Annotated in this window: 17 protein-coding genes and 1 tRNA gene; 11 read left to right on the top strand and 7 right to left on the bottom strand. The window is 53.0% G+C overall.

Going from position 1 to position 21,409, the window contains the following annotated elements; genetic code table 11:
• Window positions 1-8: 8 nt before the first annotated feature.
• Entirely contained in the window at window positions 9-1,316 is a 1,308-nt protein-coding gene (locus tag KSO86_RS04910) for a hypothetical protein (protein ID WP_216378485.1), read from the bottom strand.
• A gap of 151 nt (window positions 1,317-1,467) precedes the next feature.
• Between KSO86_RS04910 and KSO86_RS04905 the strand changes: the two genes are divergently transcribed.
• Both KSO86_RS04905 and hrpB read left to right on the top strand, forming a co-directional pair.
• The gene (locus tag KSO86_RS04905) at window positions 1,468-2,067 is read left to right on the top strand and encodes a TetR/AcrR family transcriptional regulator (RefSeq protein ID WP_216378484.1); all 600 of its coding nucleotides are present in this window, start codon (window positions 1,468-1,470) and stop codon (window positions 2,065-2,067) included.
• Window positions 2,064-4,487: an ATP-dependent helicase HrpB gene (gene hrpB, locus KSO86_RS04900; RefSeq protein ID WP_216378483.1), complete on the top strand. Its 2,424-nt coding sequence runs from the start codon at window positions 2,064-2,066 to the stop codon at window positions 4,485-4,487. Before KSO86_RS04905 ends, hrpB begins: the two co-directional genes overlap by 4 nt.
• Window positions 4,488-4,654: 167 nt before the next feature.
• Here the strand turns inward: hrpB and KSO86_RS04895 are convergent, their stop codons facing one another.
• A complete protein-coding gene (locus tag KSO86_RS04895; protein ID WP_216378482.1) occupies window positions 4,655-5,371 on the bottom strand; it encodes a DUF3800 domain-containing protein in 717 nt (238 codons plus the stop codon).
• A 59-nt stretch (window positions 5,372-5,430) separates the two neighbouring features.
• On the opposite strand from KSO86_RS04895, the gene KSO86_RS04890 reads away from it, so the two are divergent.
• From KSO86_RS04890 to KSO86_RS04870, 5 genes are all read left to right on the top strand, one after another.
• The gene (locus KSO86_RS04890; RefSeq protein WP_216378481.1) at window positions 5,431-6,072 is read left to right on the top strand and encodes an HAD-IA family hydrolase; all 642 of its coding nucleotides are present in this window, start codon (window positions 5,431-5,433) and stop codon (window positions 6,070-6,072) included.
• 62 nt (window positions 6,073-6,134) lie between these two features.
• Window positions 6,135-6,470 carry a helix-turn-helix transcriptional regulator gene (locus KSO86_RS04885; RefSeq protein ID WP_216378480.1) on the top strand — a complete coding sequence of 112 codons (336 nt, stop codon included), beginning with the start codon at window positions 6,135-6,137 and terminating at the stop codon, window positions 6,468-6,470.
• Entirely contained in the window at window positions 6,457-7,632 is a 1,176-nt protein-coding gene (locus KSO86_RS04880) for a type II toxin-antitoxin system HipA family toxin (RefSeq protein ID WP_216378479.1), read from the top strand. Before KSO86_RS04885 ends, KSO86_RS04880 begins: the two co-directional genes overlap by 14 nt.
• Entirely contained in the window at window positions 7,632-8,834 is a 1,203-nt protein-coding gene (locus KSO86_RS04875; protein WP_216378478.1) for a methyltransferase domain-containing protein, read from the top strand. Before KSO86_RS04880 ends, KSO86_RS04875 begins: the two co-directional genes overlap by 1 nt.
• Window positions 8,835-8,985: 151 nt before the next feature.
• Entirely contained in the window at window positions 8,986-10,038 is a 1,053-nt protein-coding gene (locus KSO86_RS04870) for an LPXTG cell wall anchor domain-containing protein (protein WP_216378477.1), read from the top strand.
• Between the two features lie 208 nt (window positions 10,039-10,246).
• Here KSO86_RS04870 and KSO86_RS04865 read toward each other — a convergent pair whose 3' ends face one another.
• The 3 genes from KSO86_RS04865 to KSO86_RS04855 form a co-directional block, all read right to left on the bottom strand.
• Window positions 10,247-11,065 carry a type 1 glutamine amidotransferase gene (locus tag KSO86_RS04865; protein ID WP_216378476.1) on the bottom strand — a complete coding sequence of 273 codons (819 nt, stop codon included), beginning with the start codon at window positions 11,063-11,065 and terminating at the stop codon, window positions 10,247-10,249.
• Window positions 11,062-12,423 carry a Mur ligase family protein gene (locus KSO86_RS04860; RefSeq protein ID WP_216378475.1) on the bottom strand — a complete coding sequence of 454 codons (1,362 nt, stop codon included), beginning with the start codon at window positions 12,421-12,423 and terminating at the stop codon, window positions 11,062-11,064. Before KSO86_RS04860 ends, KSO86_RS04865 begins: the two co-directional genes overlap by 4 nt.
• A gap of 116 nt (window positions 12,424-12,539) precedes the next feature.
• Window positions 12,540-14,264, bottom strand: coding sequence for a glycoside hydrolase family 13 protein (locus KSO86_RS04855; RefSeq protein WP_216378474.1), 1,725 nt, complete (start codon window positions 14,262-14,264; stop codon window positions 12,540-12,542).
• A 209-nt stretch (window positions 14,265-14,473) separates the two neighbouring features.
• Between KSO86_RS04855 and KSO86_RS04850 the strand changes: the two genes are divergently transcribed.
• The 4 genes from KSO86_RS04850 to KSO86_RS04835 all read left to right on the top strand — a co-directional run bounded on the left by KSO86_RS04850 (window position 14,474) and on the right by KSO86_RS04835 (window position 19,370).
• Complete coding sequence (locus tag KSO86_RS04850; RefSeq protein ID WP_216378473.1) at window positions 14,474-15,487, top strand: LacI family DNA-binding transcriptional regulator; 1,014 nt, start codon at window positions 14,474-14,476, stop codon at window positions 15,485-15,487.
• Window positions 15,488-15,622: 135 nt separating this feature from the next.
• On the top strand, window positions 15,623-16,858 hold the full coding sequence (locus KSO86_RS04845; RefSeq protein ID WP_216378472.1) for a sugar ABC transporter substrate-binding protein: 1,236 nt from the start codon (window positions 15,623-15,625) through the stop codon (window positions 16,856-16,858).
• Between the two features lie 51 nt (window positions 16,859-16,909).
• The gene (locus tag KSO86_RS04840) at window positions 16,910-18,502 is read left to right on the top strand and encodes an ABC transporter permease subunit (RefSeq protein ID WP_216378471.1); all 1,593 of its coding nucleotides are present in this window, start codon (window positions 16,910-16,912) and stop codon (window positions 18,500-18,502) included.
• A gap of 1 nt (window position 18,503) precedes the next feature.
• Complete coding sequence (locus KSO86_RS04835) at window positions 18,504-19,370, top strand: sugar ABC transporter permease (RefSeq protein ID WP_216378470.1); 867 nt, start codon at window positions 18,504-18,506, stop codon at window positions 19,368-19,370.
• Window positions 19,371-19,626: 256 nt separating this feature from the next.
• On the opposite strand, the gene KSO86_RS04830 is transcribed toward KSO86_RS04835, so the two are convergent.
• Window positions 19,627-19,699: transfer RNA gene (locus KSO86_RS04830), tRNA-Arg, on the bottom strand.
• Between the two features lie 128 nt (window positions 19,700-19,827).
• Entirely contained in the window at window positions 19,828-21,384 is a 1,557-nt protein-coding gene (locus KSO86_RS04825; RefSeq protein WP_216431876.1) for an SLC13 family permease, read from the bottom strand.
• Window positions 21,385-21,409: the final 25 nt, after the last annotated feature.

Below are 21,409 nucleotides of genomic sequence, written 5' to 3'. Positions count from 1 at the left end.
AGCGTGGTCTAGAATTCGCGATCGGTTGCTCGGCGTAACTGTTCGATGGTGTCAGCATCGGGGAATCCGGCGATGTTCCAGCGCGGTGGCCACGCATCCGGGTCGCGTTCGAAACCATCTGACCATATTTCACGTGCCACGTGTGACCGGAGAGTGATCGATAATTCAGGCGCGTCTTCCCACGGGTGTGGGGAGGCTTGCCGAGTGAAGGTGATCATGTCTGTGTCTGGAACAGAGCCGTGACCATCGGTGGCATCCCAGGTGGCTAGGCCGACCGATTCGCCAGTTGGTATGTGGGTGATGCGGTAGCTTTTCAGACTGCCGAAGTCTCCCCAACGATTCATAAGATCGACTTGGGCATTGTAGATTGCTTGGCGGTATTGGGTTCGTAACTGGCTTAGTGCCTGAGAGAGCTCGTCTCCTGGGAAAGGGACCCATTCGCGCCAGCCGTCAGCGGCGAGGGTGTGCGGCAACGGGTAAACCATCGTTGATGTGTCGCTGGTTTCGAGTAGGGCATTGACGACGTCGATCAGATGCGGATCGTCTGCGAAAACGATATAGAACTGGGTGCGAGAAATCGGGATGAAGAGCGGAATATCGCCGGGCCGATCAGCGGTGATGTGTTCAGAGATCTTATGCATCATCTCTACATCGCACCACCAGGAAAGCTGGTAGCCTTCGGGTTTCATGAAAGACATGACTTGCCCGTTGCCGATGGTGGCAACACCCATCTCAATCATGTGCCGTTCCTCCCCAGTAAAAGAGCGGAGGTTCATGACTGCTTCACTCATGACTTCGCCAACGTCACGCATACTATCTGCTAAATGCGAATAGTAAACAGGACGTTCATAGTTCTTGGTGTCATTGACGAGTCCGACGGCGATGAAGTCCGTCAGTGGTAAGTAGACGATGGAGTCGCCGTCGTGATGTGAGTGTAGGAAGAACGGGGCAGCGTCAACGATAGGTAGGAGCCGAGGTTCGCCGTCGTCCACGTCATCGTCTGGTTCTGGCGCAAGCGGAAGCGTATCTGTTCCGTGGTCAGTGTTCATCAGGCTAGGATGCGGTGATGTCTCTGGCGTATTGGTAGGGGTAGCCGGAGGAACCGCTTGCTCAATGCCGATGGTGAGGAGCCGGTTGAGGATATCGGTACGCGTGGACTCGGGAGAATCTTGGCGGATTAACGCCCCGGGACGAAAACGAAAAGAACGCCCATCGGCTAATAGAATGTCTAGCCATTCGTCATTTGTTGTCACAATCGCGTCTTGAAGCTGCGGATGAGCTGAAGCTACGTTGTGCGCCCACGTCATAAAGTCCATGGAAGTATTGTCCCACGAACCTCCACCACACCCAAAGAAATAACGCGGGACTTTGGGGAGATGAACTTGGGCGAAAACAGGGTACCCTTGTATGTAGGTTTTAAATGTACAGATACGCCATTGGCGTCATAGTGGGAAGAAAGGACGTACGATGCCCCGGATTTCAGCGCCGACAGTTAAAGAACATCACGATATCGTGTTTGAAAAACTGGTGAATTCTGCTGAGGAAATTTTGCGTTCCCCCGATAACCTTCCCTTTACTGCAGGTGCTGTTGCGAAAAAAGCTGGGATCGCACGTAATTCTATTTACCGTTATGTTCCGTCCGTGGATCATCTACGGTTGCTGGTGCTCGAACGTTATCTGCCAGCGTGGAAAGAGCGGGCGACGGCGGCTATGGAAGCTGCGGACGTACCATCTGAGAAACTTATCGCGCTGGTCGATGTAAGTATGGAACTAGGCGCGGAAACCGGACACCAGTGGCTCATTAACGTATTAAAAACGACTAAACTCACGCCGGAAGCATTTGAATCGATGGAGAGTTTGCCGCCGTCGGTGGTGAATTTTCATCGCGAGTTGGCTATGCAGATCGTGAAGCTGTGGGATCAAATTGATCCGGTTGCAGCGCCGATGAATGCGCGTATCACTCGTAGCTTGATGGATTGTGGATTGCGGGCCTTGGATGATGGGTTGGAACTGCATGAGGTACGCTCATCCGTTCTGGGTGCGGTCCAATCACTTATTAAAGCGTGAATTTTTCAGATATTTGTGCCAATCCGCCAGCACTGCCGGTAGCTGGGGCACTAGCTGATATTGCGGCAACGGATGGAAACCTTGTTATCGCAGCTCCGCCCGGTAGCGGTAAAACTACGCTCGTCCCAATAGTTATTGCAGAACAACTGGCAAAATCTGATTCTCCCAAAGTCTTGGTTGTGCAACCGCGGCGGGTGGCAGCCCGGGCAGCCGCCCGGCGGATCGCCTCGCTCCTTGGCGAATCGGTCGGCAAACAGATAGGCTACCGGGTGCGCGGCGAAACCCAGCCCGGCAGTGCTATCGAAATGATTACGCCAGGCGTACTGCTACGCATGCTACACAGCGATCCGGAACTGCCCGGCGTCGGCTGCGTAATCATCGACGAAATTCACGAACGCGACGTTGACACCGATATAGCCTGCGCATTCGCCCTCGATGTACAAACCGCGTTGCGTCCCGATCTGCGCATTATCGCCATGTCTGCCACTATCGCGCTAGAACAAACAGCTCAGCTCCTCGGCGGCTCGATAATCAACGTTCCCGGTGCAATCCATCCGGTAGACGTCCGAGACACTCCCGGCCCACAGGCCCTCACTGCCACCCGCGCGGGCGCAATCGTCGTCGCCGACGAATTCCTCAACCATATAGCCAACGTTGTGTTCCAAGCCCGGCGCGAGTGCGCCGGATCGATCCTCGTATTCGTACCCGGAGTGCGCGAAATACATGCCGTCATAGACCGGCTCTCCGGGATAGACCTACCAGTTATGGCATTACACGGGCAGTTGAGCGCCACTGAACAAGACCGCGTCCTCGACGCCCGCGAAGACCGAATCATTGTTGCCACCGCCTTAGCCGAATCATCACTCACAGTTCCCGGGGTGCGAGTTGTGGTAGACAGCGGGCTCGCCCGCCAAGCACGAGTCGACGCCGGAGTTGGCGGACTAGTGACCGTGCATGCCTCGCAAGCCTCAATGACCCAACGCTCCGGCCGCGCCGGACGCGAAGGACCCGGCGTCGCCTATCGCTGTATTCCCGCCGCCCGCGCACCACAATACTCACCTCCCGAAATCCGCACCGCTGACCTGACCGACGTCCTGCTCCAATGCGCAGCGTGGGGTGCGCCGAACATGGCCGGGTTGCGTCTGCTTGACGAACCGAACCCTGAAAATCTTGCGCACGCCCGCACCCAGCTACACGCGCTAGGACTGATCGACGACGACGGCGCCATCACCTCCCGCGGACGCCTCGTCTCGCAGTTGCCCCTCGGAGCTCATTTGGCCCGTGCCCTCATTGACGGCAGTACCCTGGTTGGGACGAGCGTGGCTACCGACGTCGTCGGATTCCTCTCCGTCAATATGCGAATCTCAAACGCTGATCTTGCCAGTGGGTTACGCGCCAACCGGCACCAGCACGACGTCACCAGAGAAGTACGGAGGTTGCGCGCCTTGACCACCCAACTCATCCCGGATGCACCGCGCGAGACCGGAGACTGGACATGGGACGATGCCGTGGGCGCCGTCGTCGGACTAGCTCACCCGCAATGGGTGGCACGCGCTCGCGGGCAAGGATACGTGTTAGCGAACGGGCGCGGCGCGCTCCTGCCGCCCGGATCACCACTGACCGGCGAAGAATGGCTCGCAATCGCAGACCTCGGACAAGCCCAAGGACGTGCCGACGCCATGATCTATGCGGCTGTGCCGATCGATGCGGATATTGCTCAGAATGTAGCACGCCACCTCGTTACCAACGAAACCGTGATTGACAACGAAACCATGCGCGGATATCGGGTCACCCGGCTCGGCGCGATCGAACTTACCCGCACGCCAGTCACGCTCACCGATGAGGAAAAAGTGCAGACGCGAATCGGGCGGATTCGATCAACCGGAATCGAGAGTCTGCCATGGACCGATGCGTTACGCGCAACCCGCGCCCGGCTTGGATTCTTGCGCCAAGTACTAGGCGAGCCATGGCCCGATGTGTCTGATGCTGTTCTTGAACAAACCTTGGACACCTGGCTGATGCCGTTCGTCACCGCGCGCGGAATAGACCTAGCCGGCGCGCTCGACGCCCTCAAACCTTGGGAGTATGCTCATCGGTTTGACGAACTCGCCCCCGAACGCATCCCAACCCCGCTCGGCACTGTACGAGTTGACTATTCCGATTCTGGCCCGCGGGCTCGGATGCGGATCCAAGAAGCATTCGGGTGGGAGGGCACCCCGCAAATCTGCGGCGTTCCGGTCACGTTAGAACTCCTGTCACCGGCACAGCGGCCACTAGCGATCACCAGCGATCTAGCCTCATTCTGGGCCGGGCCATATGCGGGCGTGCGAGCCGACATGCGCGGACGCTACCCACGCCACCCCTGGCCCGAGGACCCCGCTCACGCCGAACCCACACGCCGGGCGAAAAAGCGGAAATAGATATAGATATGAGTGTGGGTGCGTTAAAACCAACGCACCCACATGAAGTTTACCGGGGAAACCCCTTCGAGTAGCTACAGACCATACCAGTCAGGACTACTGAGGTAGCTACAGACCGTAACAGTCAGGACCACCATTAAGATCAGCATATCGTAACAGCGGAGATATTATCTAGTCTGTGCGGTTTTTATGCTCACAAGGTACTGCTTAGCGTCATCAAAGCTATCTAATCCATATACTGCTTGGATATGGCGAACAAGTTTCCCTTTTGGCGAGGAACCATGAATATCGCCTTGGGTAAGGCCTGCTAATGACTTACGTTCATAATTGACTGCGCCAGCGAAGAGATCGGCTAACTGTAATTCTGTGCTAGCTCTCGAATCAATATCCATCGCACCAACGATAGCTAAGCAATCAAGCTGAGAATTTATTTGATTCTTGACAGATTCTGCTAGTGAAATTCCTTTCGGAGTGGTAATCACATCAGCAACAACAGTGCCAAGCTCGCCGTGTTTGAGGGTTCCACGAATAAGTTGGGCAGTTAATTGTGCTTGCACCGCCCAAGTCGGCCGTTCTCCAAATTGGTCCGAGTCCCGAGAATCTAGAACAAACGCTCCGAGTAAAGTTCTTGTCGCAAAAGCGACATCGATGAGCTGTTTATATATGGGTAACGTATCGTTTTTTACTTTAGTGAATTTAAATTCGTCCTTAAATGAATGTCGCTCTCGAATATGGCGCATCTCCCAAGAGAGTTTACCTGGAAGATATGTTTTCGCTGATCCAATAACAAAAAATTTTCCTGCTGAAGATTTAGAACCAGATTCGTCAATGAAGAAAGTTGCGGTTTTTACGCTTTTTAATGGAAGTTGAGAAGATTTCTGCATATGACTATTTTAGCGAATGGCAATATATCTTTACGCCATAAACGTGACACAATAAGACCATGCGTAGAATTTTATTTGACCTATTCGGTCTATTTATGAAAATCCAAAACGACGCCGGAGTGGCTGGCATTCACCGTGCCGCACAGCTCGACGAGCTCGGCGTGGATGCGGACCGCTTCGATATTCTCTATCGGCAACTTCGTGACCCGCTCGATGCCGGCACCCAAAACTATGCACAATATCTGGACACAATCGGCCAGGAACTAGATGTTGATTTCCTAGCAATACCGGGACTTGTTGACGCAACCGAGCAGGCCGACGTCGAATCATGGGCTGATCATCATGACGACATGGTTTCCTGGCTCGAACAACTCCACGCCCAAGGCAAGAAACCCGCAGTCCTATCCAACGTTCCCCACACGCATTTAGCATGGCTCAAAGAAAACAAGCCGTGGCTCGCACTTTTTGAGCCGGCGCTCTTCTCCTGCGATCTTGGCCTAGCCAAACCAGACCCTGCGATTTATCAGGCAGCTATCGATGCGCTCGGTGGGAGCGGTGATGAGATTTTGTTCTTTGACGACACGTACGCGAACGTCGTCGGTGCCCGCGAAGCCGGCCTGCGTGCCGTCCACTTCATCGGACTAGTGCAAGCACAGCGCGACGCCGCAGCATTCCTCGCTGGCGCAGACATCGGCCAATAAATATGCAATACTTTGTTAATAAAAACGGTTAAGTGGTAAACTATTGCGTGTGAGGAGGGGTGATGGGTCGCAAAAAAATTGCAACAACTACCTATGTTGATGACGCGCTGGTGATCTTGGGAAACAATATCCGCATTGCTCGCGCGAATAACCGGTGGACGCAAACAGAACTCGCAACGCGGGCGCACTGCTCGCTGCGTACTATAGCGTCGATCGAAAACGGCTCGCCCACCACATCTATAGCCACGATTTTCGCCGTGCTCCAGGTGCTTCGAATCCCGATCTTCGGGGAAGAATTGCCACAAAAAATTGCTGAGATGCGCGCCCGCTCCGGGCAACAAGCAGCGCTCTTGCCTGCTCGGATACGTCAGATGGAACCAATCGATGTTGACTTCTGAGATAGCGGATATTTATGTGTGGGCATGGCTGGCAAATAGTGGAACGCCAGTAGTTGCCGGTGTCCTACATCGGGTGGGTGATAGGTATGATTTTGCCTATGCTAATTCCTACCTAGCTCGGCAAGAAGCGATAGCGCTCGCCGAAGATTTGCCCTTGGTGCGAACAATTTTTTCGCCACCTGCCGGGCTATCTATTCACGGAGTTTTTACCGATGGTCTTCCCGACGGCTGGGGAAAAATGGTGATCGATTATCGCCACGGAACCGTTGAACAAGAGGTAGGAGCTTACCTGTTGGAATCAGGGTCTAACCGGTTTGGTGCCTTAGATTTTCAACGTTCGGCGATCACTTACGAGCCGCGAGAAAATAATGATACTTCACTCGAACAATTAGAATCGTCGATTCAAGATCTTTTAGCGAACAAGGCTCTCGACCCGCAGATCAGTATTGCCTTGAACCACGGCACATCGATTGGCGGATCGCGCCCCAAAATCATCGTTGATTCGAAGATCGTCAAGCTATCGACGTCGAACGATCCGCGGCCGCTGATACGAACCGAAGCTTGTGCACTCTATCTGGCACAACAGATGGGACTAACACTAACTCCGTTTAATGTGATGACAATAAACGGGCGCGATGCGCTAGTTATTGAGAGATTTGATCGAGCGGCTCAGTTGCGTAGCCATACGCGCTCCCTCGTGACGCTGTTTCATGAGGAAAACACGTTGATTCCGCGAGTATCTTACCTAGATTTAGCTGAAAAATCAGGCAATCCGCGCGAGGTTTTTCAGCGTGTTATTGCCAATGTTCTTATTGGAAATACCGACGACCATGCGCGAAATCATGCATTGATTTGGGATGGCCATAACTACCGGCTTGCTCCGGCGTTTGACCTAGAAACAACTCGGCATTCCGGGTGGGAAGCCAACAGTGCCATGCCATATGGAAAGAACGGCGAACGCGCTCATAACCTTATGTGTGTGGTGCGCCAAGCTCCACACTATGGAATAAGTGAACAAGACGCCATGGCGATGATTGCTGAGATGGTTGCGGTATGCTCTGATAAATTAGCACAAGCGTGTGCCTTTGCCGGCGTCGGACGTGAATATGTGCCGGGAATCTTGCACGAATCAATATTTGAGGATTGGAAGAAAACCCTATAATGCTACTTGCAACGAAAACCGCCCACCGCTCACTACCCGTCCAACCTGTGACCTCCCAGATTCTGGACTGTCACTATTTTCAGGCGGGCGAATGCCGGTCATGTACCGAGCTTTTAACGCCGTACCCGCAGCAGATCGACGCTAAGAACAAGCGCGTCCATGAACTGATTGAGGCTGGGCAGTGGGATGAACCGTTCGCCTCGCGCCCGCAAGCCTTCCGCAACAAGGTTAAGCTTGTTGTTACCGGAACAGTACGCCAGCCACAACTGGGGATTTTAGGCGACGATGGACGTGGAGTCGACCTGCGTGACTGTCCACTGCCAACCCCCGGTATCCGTGGCGCAATCCCTGCAATCGCGCGGTTTATCACCGCCTGCCGGCTGGAACCGTATTCGCCGGCGACCAACATTGGGGTACTCAAGTACGTTATTATCACCGAGTCTGACGACGGCGAACTCATGGTTCGATTCGTGGCTCGCCGCCGCGGCGTCCAAGGCGTCTTATTTAAACGTCAGGCCGAACTGCGGACGATGCTGCCCAATATCCGCGTTATCTCGCTCAATGTTCAGCCGGAACATAAGGCAGTTATCGAAGGTTCTGAAGAAATTCTGATCACCGAATCGGATGTCTTGCCGATGTACTTGGATATCCCGGCGCTTCCGGAGCCGTTGACGCTCAACCTGCGGCCACAATCGTTCTTCCAGACCAACACTGATGCTGCCGCCACGCTCTACCATAATGCTGTCACGTGGTTAAAGAACGCGGATAATGTGTGGGATTTGTATTGTGGTGTTGGCGGGTTTGCGCTCGCGTTAGCTGCGGCGCGCACTCACGGACGCATGGTTGGCGTGGAAACTTCCGAACAAGCAATTCAGGCGGCATCTCAGACTGCTAAACAGATGGAATGCGCAGACCGAGTGCAATTTATTGCCGACGACGCCACCGCCTGGGCGGCTCGCGCCGAAGGCGAGATGCCGGACGCCGTCGTCGTCAATCCGCCACGACGTGGGCTAAGCGCAGAACTGTGCCAGTGGCTCAACGATTCCGGTGTATCACAAGTGGTGTACTCATCATGCAACCCGGAAACGCTAGCGCGAGATATAGCGCGGATGCCGGATTATAAGGTGACGCGCGGGCAGGTCGTGGATATGTTCCCGCATACGAAACACTGCGAAGTAATCGTGCTGTTGACGCGGTTCTAAGCGCTTGCGTTATGAGATGTTAGTCGCACAGCTGGCGGTAATTCGCCAAAGTGGAGATGACTAGCAATCATCATTCTTGACATTTTCAGTATTTTTAGTAGAATTAGTTTTAACAAAAATTAAAAATGTGTAAAAACTGAAATGAGTGTCAATGATCAATTCGAAAAAAGTTATGGCTGGAGTGGTCGCTGGAAGTGTTCTACTCGGATGGCAAGCGCTAAGCGCCGGTGCCGCATTTGCTGATTTCGCAAATGAGCCAGCTGTTGTGGACCGCGCACAGGTTGTTGAAGGAATGAAGCCGGTAAAGCCAGCAAACTGGAAAACTTCTGGAACAGTAGCTCCAGGTGGGACTATTCTTTTCAAGAATTTAGGTAGGCCAGCTGTGTCCACTGTAATCGTGGGAACGGTAAGTGGGCCAGTTGATGGTCAAGTTTCTATGAATCGCCAAGACGAAATCAAAGTCAAAGCTAAAGATGATGCTAAGCCAGGACAAGTAATCAGTATTAATATTGTTGACCACGAGCAGAACTTTCTACTGCAGACAATCACAGTGACGATTGTTGCACCAAAGTCAGAAGGTCCGCAGATTGCACCGGCACCGCAAGCTCCCAAGCCGGAGACTCCTAAGCCTATGCCGAAGCCTAAGCCAGAAGATCCGCAGGTTGCACCGGCACCGCAAGCTCCCAAGCCGGAGGCTCCTAAGCCTATGCCGAAGCCGGAAAGCCCAAAACAGGATGATGTGAAGCCGGAGGTTCAGCCGGATAAGCCAGAGGCTATGCCTATGCCTAAGCTAGAAGATCCGCAGGAACCTAATGTTCCGGAAGCGCAGCCGAAGCCAGAGGCTCAACCTGAGAAGCCGCAGGCTCCGAAGCATGATGATGTGAAGCCTATGCCAAAGCAGGAAGATCCAAAGCAGGATCAGCGTAAGCATAATGACTCGTCAAAGTCGGAGAAACCAGGCATTGATAAGAAGGCTCAAGATCAGGATGGTAAGACCAACTCTGGTAAACAGCAGTCCGGTCAAGGTCGGGCTGAGCAACAGCCACAGGCTATGCCACAGCCTCAAGCTCCGCAGCAGTCGCAGAGTGCTCAGTTAGCAAAGACTGGTGTTGATGGTTTGGTTTTGGCTATGGTTGCTGGACTACTTGGCTTGCTAGGCGCAGCAAGTGTTGTGCTTGGCCGTAAAACTGATAAGCAAAACTAGCAAAGCTAGATAATTAGCAGGGACGTGATGACCGCCATCGCGTCCCTGCTTTCTTATAATCCGGCATAATTCACCGCACAAAATCACGTCCAGCGAAACGATAGCAGTCTATAGCGGGCTACCGTGCTGGAACTCGAGATTTGCGCAGGGATCCCTGGTGGTCCGGCCCACCGGGACAAGTTAACGGGAACAGACCGCACCAGCAGAGCTACTTACCTGCGATAAACTGCTCGCGTTCGGCGCGCAAGGCAGCCACCCCCGGCACATCCAGTGGTGGAAGCGAATCCCCGGTAGCCGTGGCAATGAGCATATCTGCCAGCTGCGGGTTACGTGCCAAGACCGGCCCGTGCATGTAGGTAGCAAAAACCGATCCTTGCACTGCGCCGTCAATCCGCCGACCATCAACCTCAGTCACATAACCATCAGGCGTGCCAGCCAAAACCAGTTCTGGATCGGGCGTGCGCGAATCGTTAGTGCGCGCCGGTGCAACACCCGGAACGCCATTGCCGGTGCCGAATGTGACCAGACCGAAAGGTGAAGCATCCGGCCCGAGCGCCGTACCGCCACCATGATTCTCAAAACCGTACAGCGTGTCGGTTACCCCGCGGGCAGCCAGCCCCGGCCCGGGTTCGCTCCGCAATTCGCCAATCGCCCGCAATCCTTGGGGAAGAGTGACGACATCGAGCAGGTCGGCACCGGCAGTTTTCTTGCCTTCCGCGTCAGTATAGTAAGTGCCGAGCACCTGCAAGGCGGCACAGATCGCCAGCACCGGCCGGCCAGCAGCCACCGCGCGTGCCAGCCCAGAATCGGCTGCGAGTTTGCGAGATGCGATGGTTTGGGCAATGTCTTCGCCCCCGCCGAGGGTGTAAATATCGAGCGAGTCCGGGATGGCGTCGTCGATACCTACGTGAACGATCTGCGCATCGATTCCGCGAGCCTGCGCCCGGAACGCCAAAATCTCAGCGTTTCCCGAATCGCCGTATGTGCCTAACACTTCTGGCAGAAGCACTCCAATACGTAAACTCATACCTCATAGCCTCGTTTTCTTAATGCTGCGCGGGTGTCGCGGAATGACGTGTAATTCAGGAGGACGTCAACATCGCCGGGCGGGGTGGCGTGGATGGCGTCCACCGGGTCGGCCACGAAATCGGCTGCTACGCCGGCATAGTGGAGGCGCACGTTGAGGTCGGCGCCGCGTTCGCCGCACGCCCAGACCTGCCGAGTAGCGAGTTGAGAGAATTTGACATCCCACAGCCAGGACAGGTCGACGCCGTCGGCCACTTGCCCGTTGATTCCTACCACGAGGGCTGCGCCGGGGCGAAGCATGGTTAATGATTCTTGCCAGCCGGCCGGGTTTTTCGCCAGCAATAACCGCACGTTTCGCCCGTCGATGTTCACGTTCGCGTACCGTCCAGCCACCGACGAAACGCCGGCAATACCGCGGGCGGCGACTTCCGGGTTTACACCGAGCGCGTGGGCTGCGGCGAGGGCTTGGCTGGCATTGGAACGATTTGCGCGGCCCGGAAGATTGACGACGACGTTCGTGGTTCCATCTGGTCCGTGCACCTGCATGGGAACACCAGGCTGATAGTTGGCCTCTGCCACGCTCCACGACCAGTCCGGGTAGGGGCGCGCAAAGGGTGAAGTCTCGGATATGCCGAGGTCTGCATCAAGGCCAACGGCCCGCCACCAGACCTGTGAATCTTGACCCGAAGCTGGCGGGACCGGTGAATCGGAGGTGTGGGCTCTTTCGTCGTCGCCATAAACAATGATTCCGCCGGTGCGCGGCGAGGTAAGCGAATCGCCGGACCAGCCTTGGCCGGCAGCCACCCATACTGGATTGTGGGAATCCCAGGCGGCGGAGGTCATGAGTGGATCGTCGATGTTGGCGATCACGGTGGCGTTCGGGTGAGCGTCGATCGCGCTGCGTAACCGGCGTTCGATCGAGGCGATTTCGCCAACGCGATCCAGCTGGTCTCGGCTCAGATTCAGGAAAACGAAAACGTCTGGGTTAACTTCTTGAGCTACGCGCGCGACCCACATTTCATCCACTTCAAGGACGGCGACGTCAGCTTTCGGATCCTGCAGGACGGCAGCTAAAACGCCGGGGAGCATATTGTCCCCGCCACGATTGGTTGCCACACTCAGGCCCCCGGCGGTGACTGCCTCCGCGATCATTCGCGTGGTGGTAGATTTACCGTTCGTGCCAGTAATAACGACCACTTTCATGCGCTGGGTTAAATCGCGCAGGAGGTTCGGGGCGATCCGAGAAGCCACCCGGCCGCCGATCATGCCGCCCGAGCCACGGCCTAACGTGCGCGAGGCGGTAGCAGCAAGATGCCCGGCAATCATGCCAGCAGTATTGCGTAAACCAAGAAAAGTCATGAGGTAATTCTACTGTACGCGCACAAAATCTCGCCCAGCGGCACGGTAGGGGGGCTATAGTGTGCTACCGTGTGGGATTTCGAGATTTTGTGCGCCCGCCTCAACGTTCAAATTGTTCACCGAACAAGCCAGACGTTGAATCCACACGATAGCTCTGGCATCAGTTCGCCAGCTACAAGATTTTCTCCGTCTAGCAGGCTCGTTGCGTCAACACTCGAAACAAGAGGAGTATGAGCTGCCCGAGAAACCTCAATGAGCAAGGTTTCTTCGCTATTCGCACGTTCAAAAATTACGTAATCATCACCCGTGGCGAACCAGCGCAAACCACCAGAACACAGCGCAGAATGAGTCCGACGCAGTCGAACGAAAGTCTTGTAAAGATCGAATAGGTTAGAGTCCCACCGGTCCTGATTCCACAGGAACGGCTTGCGGGAAGCTTCCATGCCCACGCCCTCGATTCCGATTTCGTCACCAGAAAAAATAGTCGGCATACCCGGAAGAGTGAACAAGAGTGCAATACCTAACGGCTGGAAATCACCAGCTACAGAGCGGAAACGAGAAGAATCATGAGAATCAAGGAGATTCATGTTTGATAGATAGTTTTTCCACGGAATCAAAGAAGAGTATTCGATGATCGTATCGGCTAGTTGCGTTCCGGTAAGGCGAGGAGCCGGAAGCGGGGCTCCCCACTGGTCGCGGTCAATGTTTTTCCCAAGCCATCCCCAGATTGGTTTTGTGAATCCGGCATAAGCCATAGTCCCATGCCATCCGTCACCTTGGAGATCAGCGGAAACATCGAATTGATGCTCGGCTAAAAGTAGTCGGTTTTTCCCGAACTCGGCCATGGTGTGACGAGTTTTCTGTGCTATCTCGTGGTTTAGGTCAGTTTCGTGATGACGGCCAGCTGCTTGTGCCACATCGATTCGCCAGCCGTCGAGGTCAAAGTCAGCGATATATCGTGAAACTACTGAGCGTGGTCCGTCGTAGAGTTTTTTCTGAAGAGTATGGGATCGATGGTCGAACTTTGGTAGAGAAGGCACATCTGCGAATGACACATAGGACCGGTGATCGGGAGAGGTGAAGAGATAGAAGTCGCTTTCCTCGCAGTCTGGCTGGGTTTGAGCTGCGATGAACCAGGGGTGTTCATTTCCAGAATGATTAAGGGTGAGATCACCTATGACTCGGATGCCTTTTTCGTGTGCTGTTTCAATCAGCGACGATAATGCCTCGTTTCCGCCAAGGAAAGGATCAACGGTATCGAAGGAACGAGCATCATATCTGTGGTTGGAGTTTGCTGGGAAGACAGGCGTGAGATAGATGGCGTTTATGCCTAGGTCAGCAAGATAATCGAGATGTTCCTTGATACCCCATAGCGATCCGCCGTACCATTGCTTAACTCCGTCAGGGGTTTCGGCCGCCACCGGAGTTTCCCATGTTACGGGAATGCTCCATTGTGGCGACGACGTTACCGGGTGCTCCGTCGAACGTGCGAAACGATCAGGGAAAATCTGATAAAAAATTGCTTCGTTAGCCCAGTCTGGAACGTCGTATGTTGTTATTGTGAAATCGTGAGTATCGGAGACATCTCGCTGATGAAGGCCCACTCCGTTGAACCAGTAGGTGCGATCGGTTGCCTGGAGTACGAAACGATAATTCATGCGGTGGTTGGTTTGCGTAATGGTTGCAGACCACCAGGTTTCGTTCTCGGAGACAGACTGCTCTTGTGCACGAATATAATGGGGATCGCCGTCGATAACTACGCGAACGTACACCTCGCTGACGTCAAGCGTGTGGCTGGTACGGATAGATAGTGTGACTTCTTCGCCGATTACGGGAGTCATCGTACTAACGTAGAGTTCCGACCCGTCGTGGTGAACGCAGGGAGGTAAAAGTTTATCGGCGTTAATCATGATGCTCCTTCGTATTGGTGTTAAACACAATCGTAGGAATGAATTTTTATTAAGCACGGCGATTTCACAAGAGAGCGTTAACGTTTCAATGTTTTGCATCGGTGTTTCAGATATTGCACAATTCTTTTATGGTGTCGAGGATGGATCAGATCGCTCAGCAAGCGTCGGTAAGTAAAGCAACAGTGTCGCGAGTGCTGAATAATCGTTCTGGTGTGAGCCCGCAAATGCGGCGCCTGGTGATTGACGCTATCGATAATTTAGGGTTTGAACGGCCACAAAGTTTACGGCCACGCAGTTTTGGACTTATTGGTCTTGTTGTCCCGGAATCAGAAGAACCGTGCGATCGGTTATTCGTTAAAGTTGCACAATCCACGTTGGCGAAGAGTGGCTATACTCCAGTTCTATGTACGCACAGCAAGGACGGGATTAGAGAAGAAGACTATATCGGGATGTTGAGCGATAAAGAAGCTGCGGGAGTAATTTTCGTTGGTGGCGCTCACGCAAAGATTGGCGGTGACGCAACACGGTATGCCGATCTGGTTGACCGCGATATACCGGTTGTCTTTTCCAACGGTTTCAATCCATCCATACGTGCACCATTTTTCTCCCACGACGATCGGGCAGCTAGTGATATGGCTGTTCGGCATTTGCGGAACTTGGGGCATACTCGAATTGGGCTGTTAATTTCCTCGGTATCTACGGTTCCTACTAGGCGCTTTGTTGATGGATATAAGGCTGCCATGGAACGCGAATGTGGATCGTATAAGTCGGAATGGATAGTGACGAGCCACGATCGGGAGGAGATAGGGTATGTTGCTGCACTGCGCTTACTAAGATGTGGCGTGACCGCTGTGGTTTGCGGATCGGATCTTCTGGCTTTAGGAGCGCTGCATTCAGTGACACAACATGGTAAGCGGGTACCGGAAGATATTTCGATTATCGGGTATGGCGATTCGAATTTGTTAGCGTATACCGCGCCACCGTTAACTACAGTCCGGAAAGCAATGTTGGCTATGGGAACCGCGGTTGCGCACACGCTGATCGACAGTGTGGAGGGTGAAGAAACGATTATGGGCGAATCGCTTTTCTCTCCAGAATTAGTTATCCGTGAAACGACGGCGCCTCCGCGTAGTAAAACAGACACCGGAAAATGAAACGTTGTTTCAGTATTTTGAAACAACTGAGCGAACATAAGAAACTCTGATCTTACGGAAAGTGTCACCTGTTAGCCTGTGGCTGAACGTGAATCCACAAAGTGGTGGAATCGCACGAAATATGGAGGTAACACGATGGCGGGTGTGTCGCTGCGGAAAATATCATTCTTGTGTTTAGCAACAGTTCTTACTCTTGGCGGGGTTGGGGCTTGCTCTTCAGAAAAAGATACTGACAAGGCCGATAGCAAGAATACTGGTGAACTTACAGTGTGGGTAGATGCTGGCCACATTGATGCGATTAAGGCAGCAGCAACAAATTTCACGGCGAAAACTGGTGTTGAGGTTGAACTTGTTCAGAAAGATTTCGGTTCTTTGCAACAGGATTTAATTACTCAAGTTCCAGCAGGAAAAGGTCCAGATATTTCGATTGGTCCAGATGATTGGACTGGATTATTGGCAGCAGATGGTGTTATCCAGACGATCGAATTGGGTGCATCTGAAGAGAAATTCGAAAAGGTCGCTGTGGACGCGTTTAAACATGAGGGGAAAGTTTACGGAGTACCGTACTCGATTGAAAACGTTGCCCTCATTCGCAACAAGAAACTAGCGCCAGAGATGCCTAAGGATTGGGCGGATATGAAGGCGATGGGTAAGGCTGCTGGAACGGAATACCCTTATCTTGTACAAGTTGGCGATAAAGGTGACCCCTACACGTTGTATCCGGTACAAACGTCGTTTGGCTCATTCGTTTTTGGACAGAATGAGGATGGAAGTTATGATCCATCTCAGCTGACAATCGGCGACCAGCACGGAGTAGATTTTGCAAATTGGATGGCGCAGGAAACTTCGGAGGGCTTGTTGAGTACATCTATGTCAGCAGACATTGCCATCTCGAAGTTTACCGAAGGCGCCTCGCCATTTATTATCAGTGGTCCGTGGAACATTCCGGCAATTCAAAAGACTGATATAGATTTTGCAGTCGAGCCAATCCCAAGTGCAGGCGGTATGCCTGCCCGTCCATTTGTTGGTGTGCAGGGTTTCTTCCTCACTGCGAAATCTCAAAATAAGCTCGCAGCAACAAATTTCTTGGTTAACTACATTGGAACCAAGGATGTTCAGGTGGATCTGTTCAAAGCCGGCGGAAACCCACCGGCGTTGAAGGACGCATTAGCTGAGGTGGCTGCGGACCCAATCGTTCAGGGGTTTGCGGAAGCGGGGAAGAACGGTGTTCCGCTCCCAAACATCACAGAGATGTCGGCAGTGTGGGACTCCTGGAATTCTGCCGAAGTATCAATTGTGAATAACCAGGGTAAGGCTCAGGAGATTTGGGCGAAGATGGCTGAAGACATCGCGAAGACTCTGAACAAATAGTTGAAGTGTAGGTTCACCTGAATTGACCGGTAGAGGCTGAAAGAAAGAACAATGAGACACGATGTGCGATCCTCGGCGCAGCATAAGCGAGCACTACGCCTATGCTCCCATGCAGATATTCGAATGACTCCCTTGATTATCAAAATCGTTATCTTGGGTTTCCTTGATGCTTTTAGCCTCTACGCGGCCTTTCTGCTTTTATCCAGTCAACGTTGGCTACTCTTTTTGGCGTTATTAGGAATAACTGCTCTCATAAACTGGGTGTATTGGAGTAAAAATAAGCTACCTGCCAAGTACCTCATTCCTGGTTTGGTGTTTCTGTTTGTTTTCCAAATGTTTGCCATTGGCTATTCCACATACGTGGCGTTCACAAATTACGGAACGGGTCATAACGTCGATAAAGAGCATGCGATTTCTTCTATTGTTCAAGCCTCGCTTGAAAAGGATCCAGATTCGGATCCGGTACCGATCACGGTAGTTAAGTGCGGTAACGACTTCGGTTTCATATACTCTGATCCAGCAGGAAACTATCTCCTAGGAAAGCCGGATTCACCCGCGCAGAAGATCGCTCATGTGGAGATAGATCCGCAGGGGATTCCTTCGGTGCCGGATTGTCATTCGCTGGATTTTGCAGGGTTGCTTCAGTATCAGAATGAGATATCTGAGTTGAGTGTGCCAGTGAGCGCTGATCTGCGTGATGGCATACTTCGAACTGCGGATGGCACAACTGCTTTTATTTTCCACTCTACTGTGGAATACGATCCACAGAAGGACACATTCACGGACGTGGAGAGCGGAGTTGTGTACCGAGATGCCGGCGTGGGGGCCTTTGTTTCTGACGACGGTAAAGAGTTGAGCCCTGGTTGGAAAATCAATGTTGGTTTAGCGAATTTCGTGAAGGCTTTTAGTGAGAAAGGAATCCGTGGCTCATTCTTCAGTGTTTTCGTGTGGACTATTGAGTATTCACTTGTTTCTGTAGCGTCTACGTTTGCCCTGGGTTTGTTTTTGGCGGTGGCGTTCAATAATCCTCGGATGAAGGGGCGAAGGTTTTACCGGTCTTTGCTCATTTTGCCTTACGCGTTCCCAGGTTTTCTTTCAGCGCTGGTATGGGCTGGTTTGTTGAACGAAAAGTTTGGGTTCATCAACCAAGTTTTGCTTGGTGGTGCGGATATTCCGTGGCTTCAGTCGCCGGTTCTGGCTAAGATTTCTATTCTTGTTGTGAATTTATGGTTGGGTTTCCCATATATGTTCTTGGTCTGTATGGGAGCGTTGCAATCTATTCCTGAGGACATATCTGAGGCTGCGAAGCTGGATGGTGCTTCAGCATGGCAGATTTTCCGGCTGATTAAGTTCCCCTTGTTGCTTGTGTCGGTTGCGCCGTTGCTCATCTCGTCTTTTGCGATGACGTTCAATAATTTCAACCTTATTTATATGCTCACATCAGGTGGTCCGGTGGATTCTGAATCACAGCTAAACATTGGTAGTACAGACATTTTGATTTCGATGGTCTACAAGCTCGCGTTTGTGGGTGCTAATAGGGATTACGGTTTGGCAAGTGCGTTTGCGATCATCATTTTCTTTATTGTTGCGTTGATTTCCGCGATTGGTTTCCGGATGTCGAAGTCGCTTGAGGAGGTTAACTGACATGGATTTCGTTCGGCAGGGAAAGCGCTGGTTTATTGATACGGGTTGGCGCCATATTGTGGGAGTTGTTGCTTCTGTTTTTGCGGCATTTCCGATCTGCTATATTCTGTCTGCCTCGCTTAATCAGAGCGGTACGTTATTATCGTCCAATAAGCTTTTTGCAGAGCCGACGTTTGATAACTATGTTGGATTGTTTTCAATTCCGCATCAGCCGTACGGGAATTGGTATGTTAACACGGTTGTTATTGGGTTGACGACGGCGGTCTTGTCAGTTTTCTTGGGTGCGTTAGCTGCGTATGCGTTTTCTCGCATGAGGTTTTATGGTCGGCGTGCAGGATTGCTGTCGCTGATTTTGGTGCAGTTGTTTCCGCAACTTTTATCGATTGTCGCTATTTATTTGTTGCTGGATACGTTTGGTGATTTTTTCCCTGCCCTTGGCATCAACAGTAGATTGGCGTTAATCATGGTGTATTTGGGTGGCGCACTGGGAACTAACACTTATTTGATGTATGGATTTTTTAATACGGTTCCGAAAGAAATTGATGAGGCGGCGAAGATTGACGGAGCCGGTCATGCTCGAACATTTTTCACAATTATTCTTCCACTGGTCACGCCTATTTTGGCGGTGGTTGCGCTGTTGTCATTTATTGGAACTGTAAGTGAGTATGCGGTGGCGAGTACGGTTCTCGTTTCTCCAGAAAAGCAGACTCTCGCAGTGGGATTGTTTAGTTTTGTTTCGCAGAAGTTCTCGCAAAACTGGGGACTATTTGCGGCCGGTGCAGTATTGGCAGCGATTCCAGTAATGGTGGTGTTCTTTGCGCTACAGAAATACATCGTATCTGGGCTGACTGCAGGATCGGTGAAGTAGAGAATTACCGAAGCTTCTCGGATTGTTTCCGAGTTGAGTTGTCTAAGTAGTCACGCACAAAATCTCGCCCAGCGGCACGGTAGGGGTATATAGCGTGCTACCGTGTGAGATTCCGAGATTTTGTGCGGGACCGGCGGGCCAGCTGGTTGCCGGTGGGCCACGCGGTCGCTGCCGCGACCAGCCACTGTGGTCAGCCGCCAGCGCCGCCGGCATAAAAAATCGACCCAGCAGGATAATTCACCACTGGGCCGAAACGCGCGCTCGAAGGGACTCGAACCCCCAACCTTCTGATCCGTAGTCAGACGCTCTATCCATTGAGCTACGAGCGCAGTGTTCGTCGGAACGTCCTCTAGCTTACAACGATTTTCGCCAAGATGCTAACTAAAAAACGTGGCGTAGGAAACATTTAGTGAGATTTGGCGGGGACGACGGCAAAGAGTCGCCCTAAAAACCGCGATTAATAGCCAAAAACCAGTGGTCCAACCCATACGGTGAATACGGTGATGAGGGCGATGCTGATGATGTTTAGTCGCATACCGGCCTTCATCATCTGGCGGATCTTGATGAATCCAGAACTGTATGCGATTGCGTTTGGTGGGGTGGCTACCGGCAGCATGAATGCGCATGTTGCCGCCAGTGCCACTGGAATGACGAGTGCTTCAACAGGAACGCCCATGCCAACTGCTACCGCGCCGATGATTGGTAAGAAGGCGGCCGCAGTGGCGGTGTTGGAAGTCATTTCAGTTAGACCGATGATGAGCGCGGTAACAATGACCACGATAACTACCAGCGGCAGTCCGGCGAGGATTTGAGCGTGGTCGCCGATCCACAGCGATAGGCCGGAAGATCCGAATGCGGCGGAGAGGGATAGGCCGCCGCCGAACAGGATCAGGATGTCCCACGGAATATCTTTCGCGGTGTTCCAATCCAGCAGTGCGATGCCTTGTTTTGGCTTAGCTGGCGTCACGAACAGCAGTAGTGAAACGATCATGGCGATGCCGGAATCGTTGATCGGGGTTTCGGGCCAGATGACTGGCAGGAAAATCCATGCCAATCCGGCGCCAATGAAAATCACGCCCACCATGATTTCTTGCGCTGTCATCTTCCCCATCGCGGCGAGTTCGCGTTGAATAATTGCTTTCCCGCCGGGGATATCGTCGATTTCTGGCTTATAGATGCGGACTAGTACTGCCCATGCCAGAAGAAGGAACGTCCATGCCATTGGTGCAGCGAAGAGCATCCATTGTCCAAAACTTAACGTGATTCCGTGGGTTTCTTGGAGGTAGGCGCGCAGCAGAACGTTCGGTGGGGTTCCGATCAGGGTGGATAGAGACGCGATTGACGCCGAGTAGGCGATCCCGAGCATGAGAGCAGTTGCGAATTTCGGATAGCGCAAGGTGGGGTTGGCGCCGTCGTTGGAAACGTTCCCAACTGTGTTCAAGATTGACAGGCCGATCGGAAGCATCATCACGGCGGTAGCGGTGTTTGAGACCCACATGGAGAGGAATCCGGTGGCGATCATGAAGCCGAGGATGAGGCGCTTTGGCCGGGTGCCCACTAGGAGTACCGTGATGAGGGCGATACGGCGTTGCAGGTTCCAGCGTTGCATGGTGAGTGCGAGGAAGAATCCGCCCATGAAGAGGAAGATTGTGTCTGAAGCGTAGGGTGCGGCCGCGGCTTTGATGGGGACGACGCCGAACGCCGGGAACGCAATAAGTGGGAGGAGCGCGGTTGCGGGTAAGGGTATTGCCTCAGTCATCCACCATAGACCCATGACGACGGCGATCGCGGCGGTGATGGCGAGGTCGTGCCGGGTGACGTCCATGTTCTTTGCGGCGAATGTTTCGCGTAGCGAATCGGAGATGGTGTCCGGGAAGATGAAGTAGATGAGTGCTCCTAGGAGGAGCCCGCCAGCCACGGGGAGGAAGTGGCGGATGAGCGCATTTCCGATTTCGGGTTGGGCTTGGGAGCCTTGGGAGATGGCGGTGCTTTCGTGGGTGATTGGGGTGCGCATGGGGTCCTCCAGTTTTGTCTCAAGG

It is taken from the genome of Arcanobacterium phocae (assembly GCF_018913465.1).
GTDB lineage: Bacteria > Actinomycetota > Actinomycetes > Actinomycetales > Actinomycetaceae > Arcanobacterium > Arcanobacterium phocae_A.
Note: the sequence above shows the minus strand (reverse complement) of the source record. Positions and strands in the feature narration are given on the sequence as shown.

Excerpts from the sequence above, each read along its gene's own strand:
- KSO86_RS04905 (WP_216378484.1), top strand. The coding sequence starts at position 1,468 with ATGCCCCGGATTTCAGCGCCGACAGTTAAAGAACATCACGATATCGTG.
- KSO86_RS04910 (WP_216378485.1), bottom strand. The coding sequence starts at position 1,316 with ATGGACTTTATGACGTGGGCGCACAACGTAGCTTCAGCTCATCCGCAG.
- KSO86_RS04880 (WP_216378479.1), top strand. The coding sequence starts at position 6,457 with ATGTTGACTTCTGAGATAGCGGATATTTATGTGTGGGCATGGCTGGCA.
- KSO86_RS04890 (WP_216378481.1), top strand. The coding sequence starts at position 5,431 with ATGCGTAGAATTTTATTTGACCTATTCGGTCTATTTATGAAAATCCAA.
- KSO86_RS04895 (WP_216378482.1), bottom strand. The coding sequence starts at position 5,371 with ATGCAGAAATCTTCTCAACTTCCATTAAAAAGCGTAAAAACCGCAACT.
- KSO86_RS04885 (WP_216378480.1), top strand. The coding sequence starts at position 6,135 with ATGGGTCGCAAAAAAATTGCAACAACTACCTATGTTGATGACGCGCTG.
- KSO86_RS04860 (WP_216378475.1), bottom strand. The coding sequence starts at position 12,423 with ATGACTTTTCTTGGTTTACGCAATACTGCTGGCATGATTGCCGGGCAT.
- KSO86_RS04835 (WP_216378470.1), top strand. The coding sequence starts at position 18,504 with ATGGATTTCGTTCGGCAGGGAAAGCGCTGGTTTATTGATACGGGTTGG.
- KSO86_RS04850 (WP_216378473.1), top strand. The coding sequence starts at position 14,474 with ATGGATCAGATCGCTCAGCAAGCGTCGGTAAGTAAAGCAACAGTGTCG.
- KSO86_RS04865 (WP_216378476.1), bottom strand. The coding sequence starts at position 11,065 with ATGAGTTTACGTATTGGAGTGCTTCTGCCAGAAGTGTTAGGCACATAC.
- KSO86_RS04840 (WP_216378471.1), top strand. The coding sequence starts at position 16,910 with ATGAGACACGATGTGCGATCCTCGGCGCAGCATAAGCGAGCACTACGC.
- KSO86_RS04845 (WP_216378472.1), top strand. The coding sequence starts at position 15,623 with ATGGCGGGTGTGTCGCTGCGGAAAATATCATTCTTGTGTTTAGCAACA.
- KSO86_RS04875 (WP_216378478.1), top strand. The coding sequence starts at position 7,632 with ATGCTACTTGCAACGAAAACCGCCCACCGCTCACTACCCGTCCAACCT.
- KSO86_RS04870 (WP_216378477.1), top strand. The coding sequence starts at position 8,986 with ATGATCAATTCGAAAAAAGTTATGGCTGGAGTGGTCGCTGGAAGTGTT.
- KSO86_RS04825 (WP_216431876.1), bottom strand. The coding sequence starts at position 21,384 with ATGCGCACCCCAATCACCCACGAAAGCACCGCCATCTCCCAAGGCTCC.
- KSO86_RS04855 (WP_216378474.1), bottom strand. The coding sequence starts at position 14,264 with ATGACTCCCGTAATCGGCGAAGAAGTCACACTATCTATCCGTACCAGC.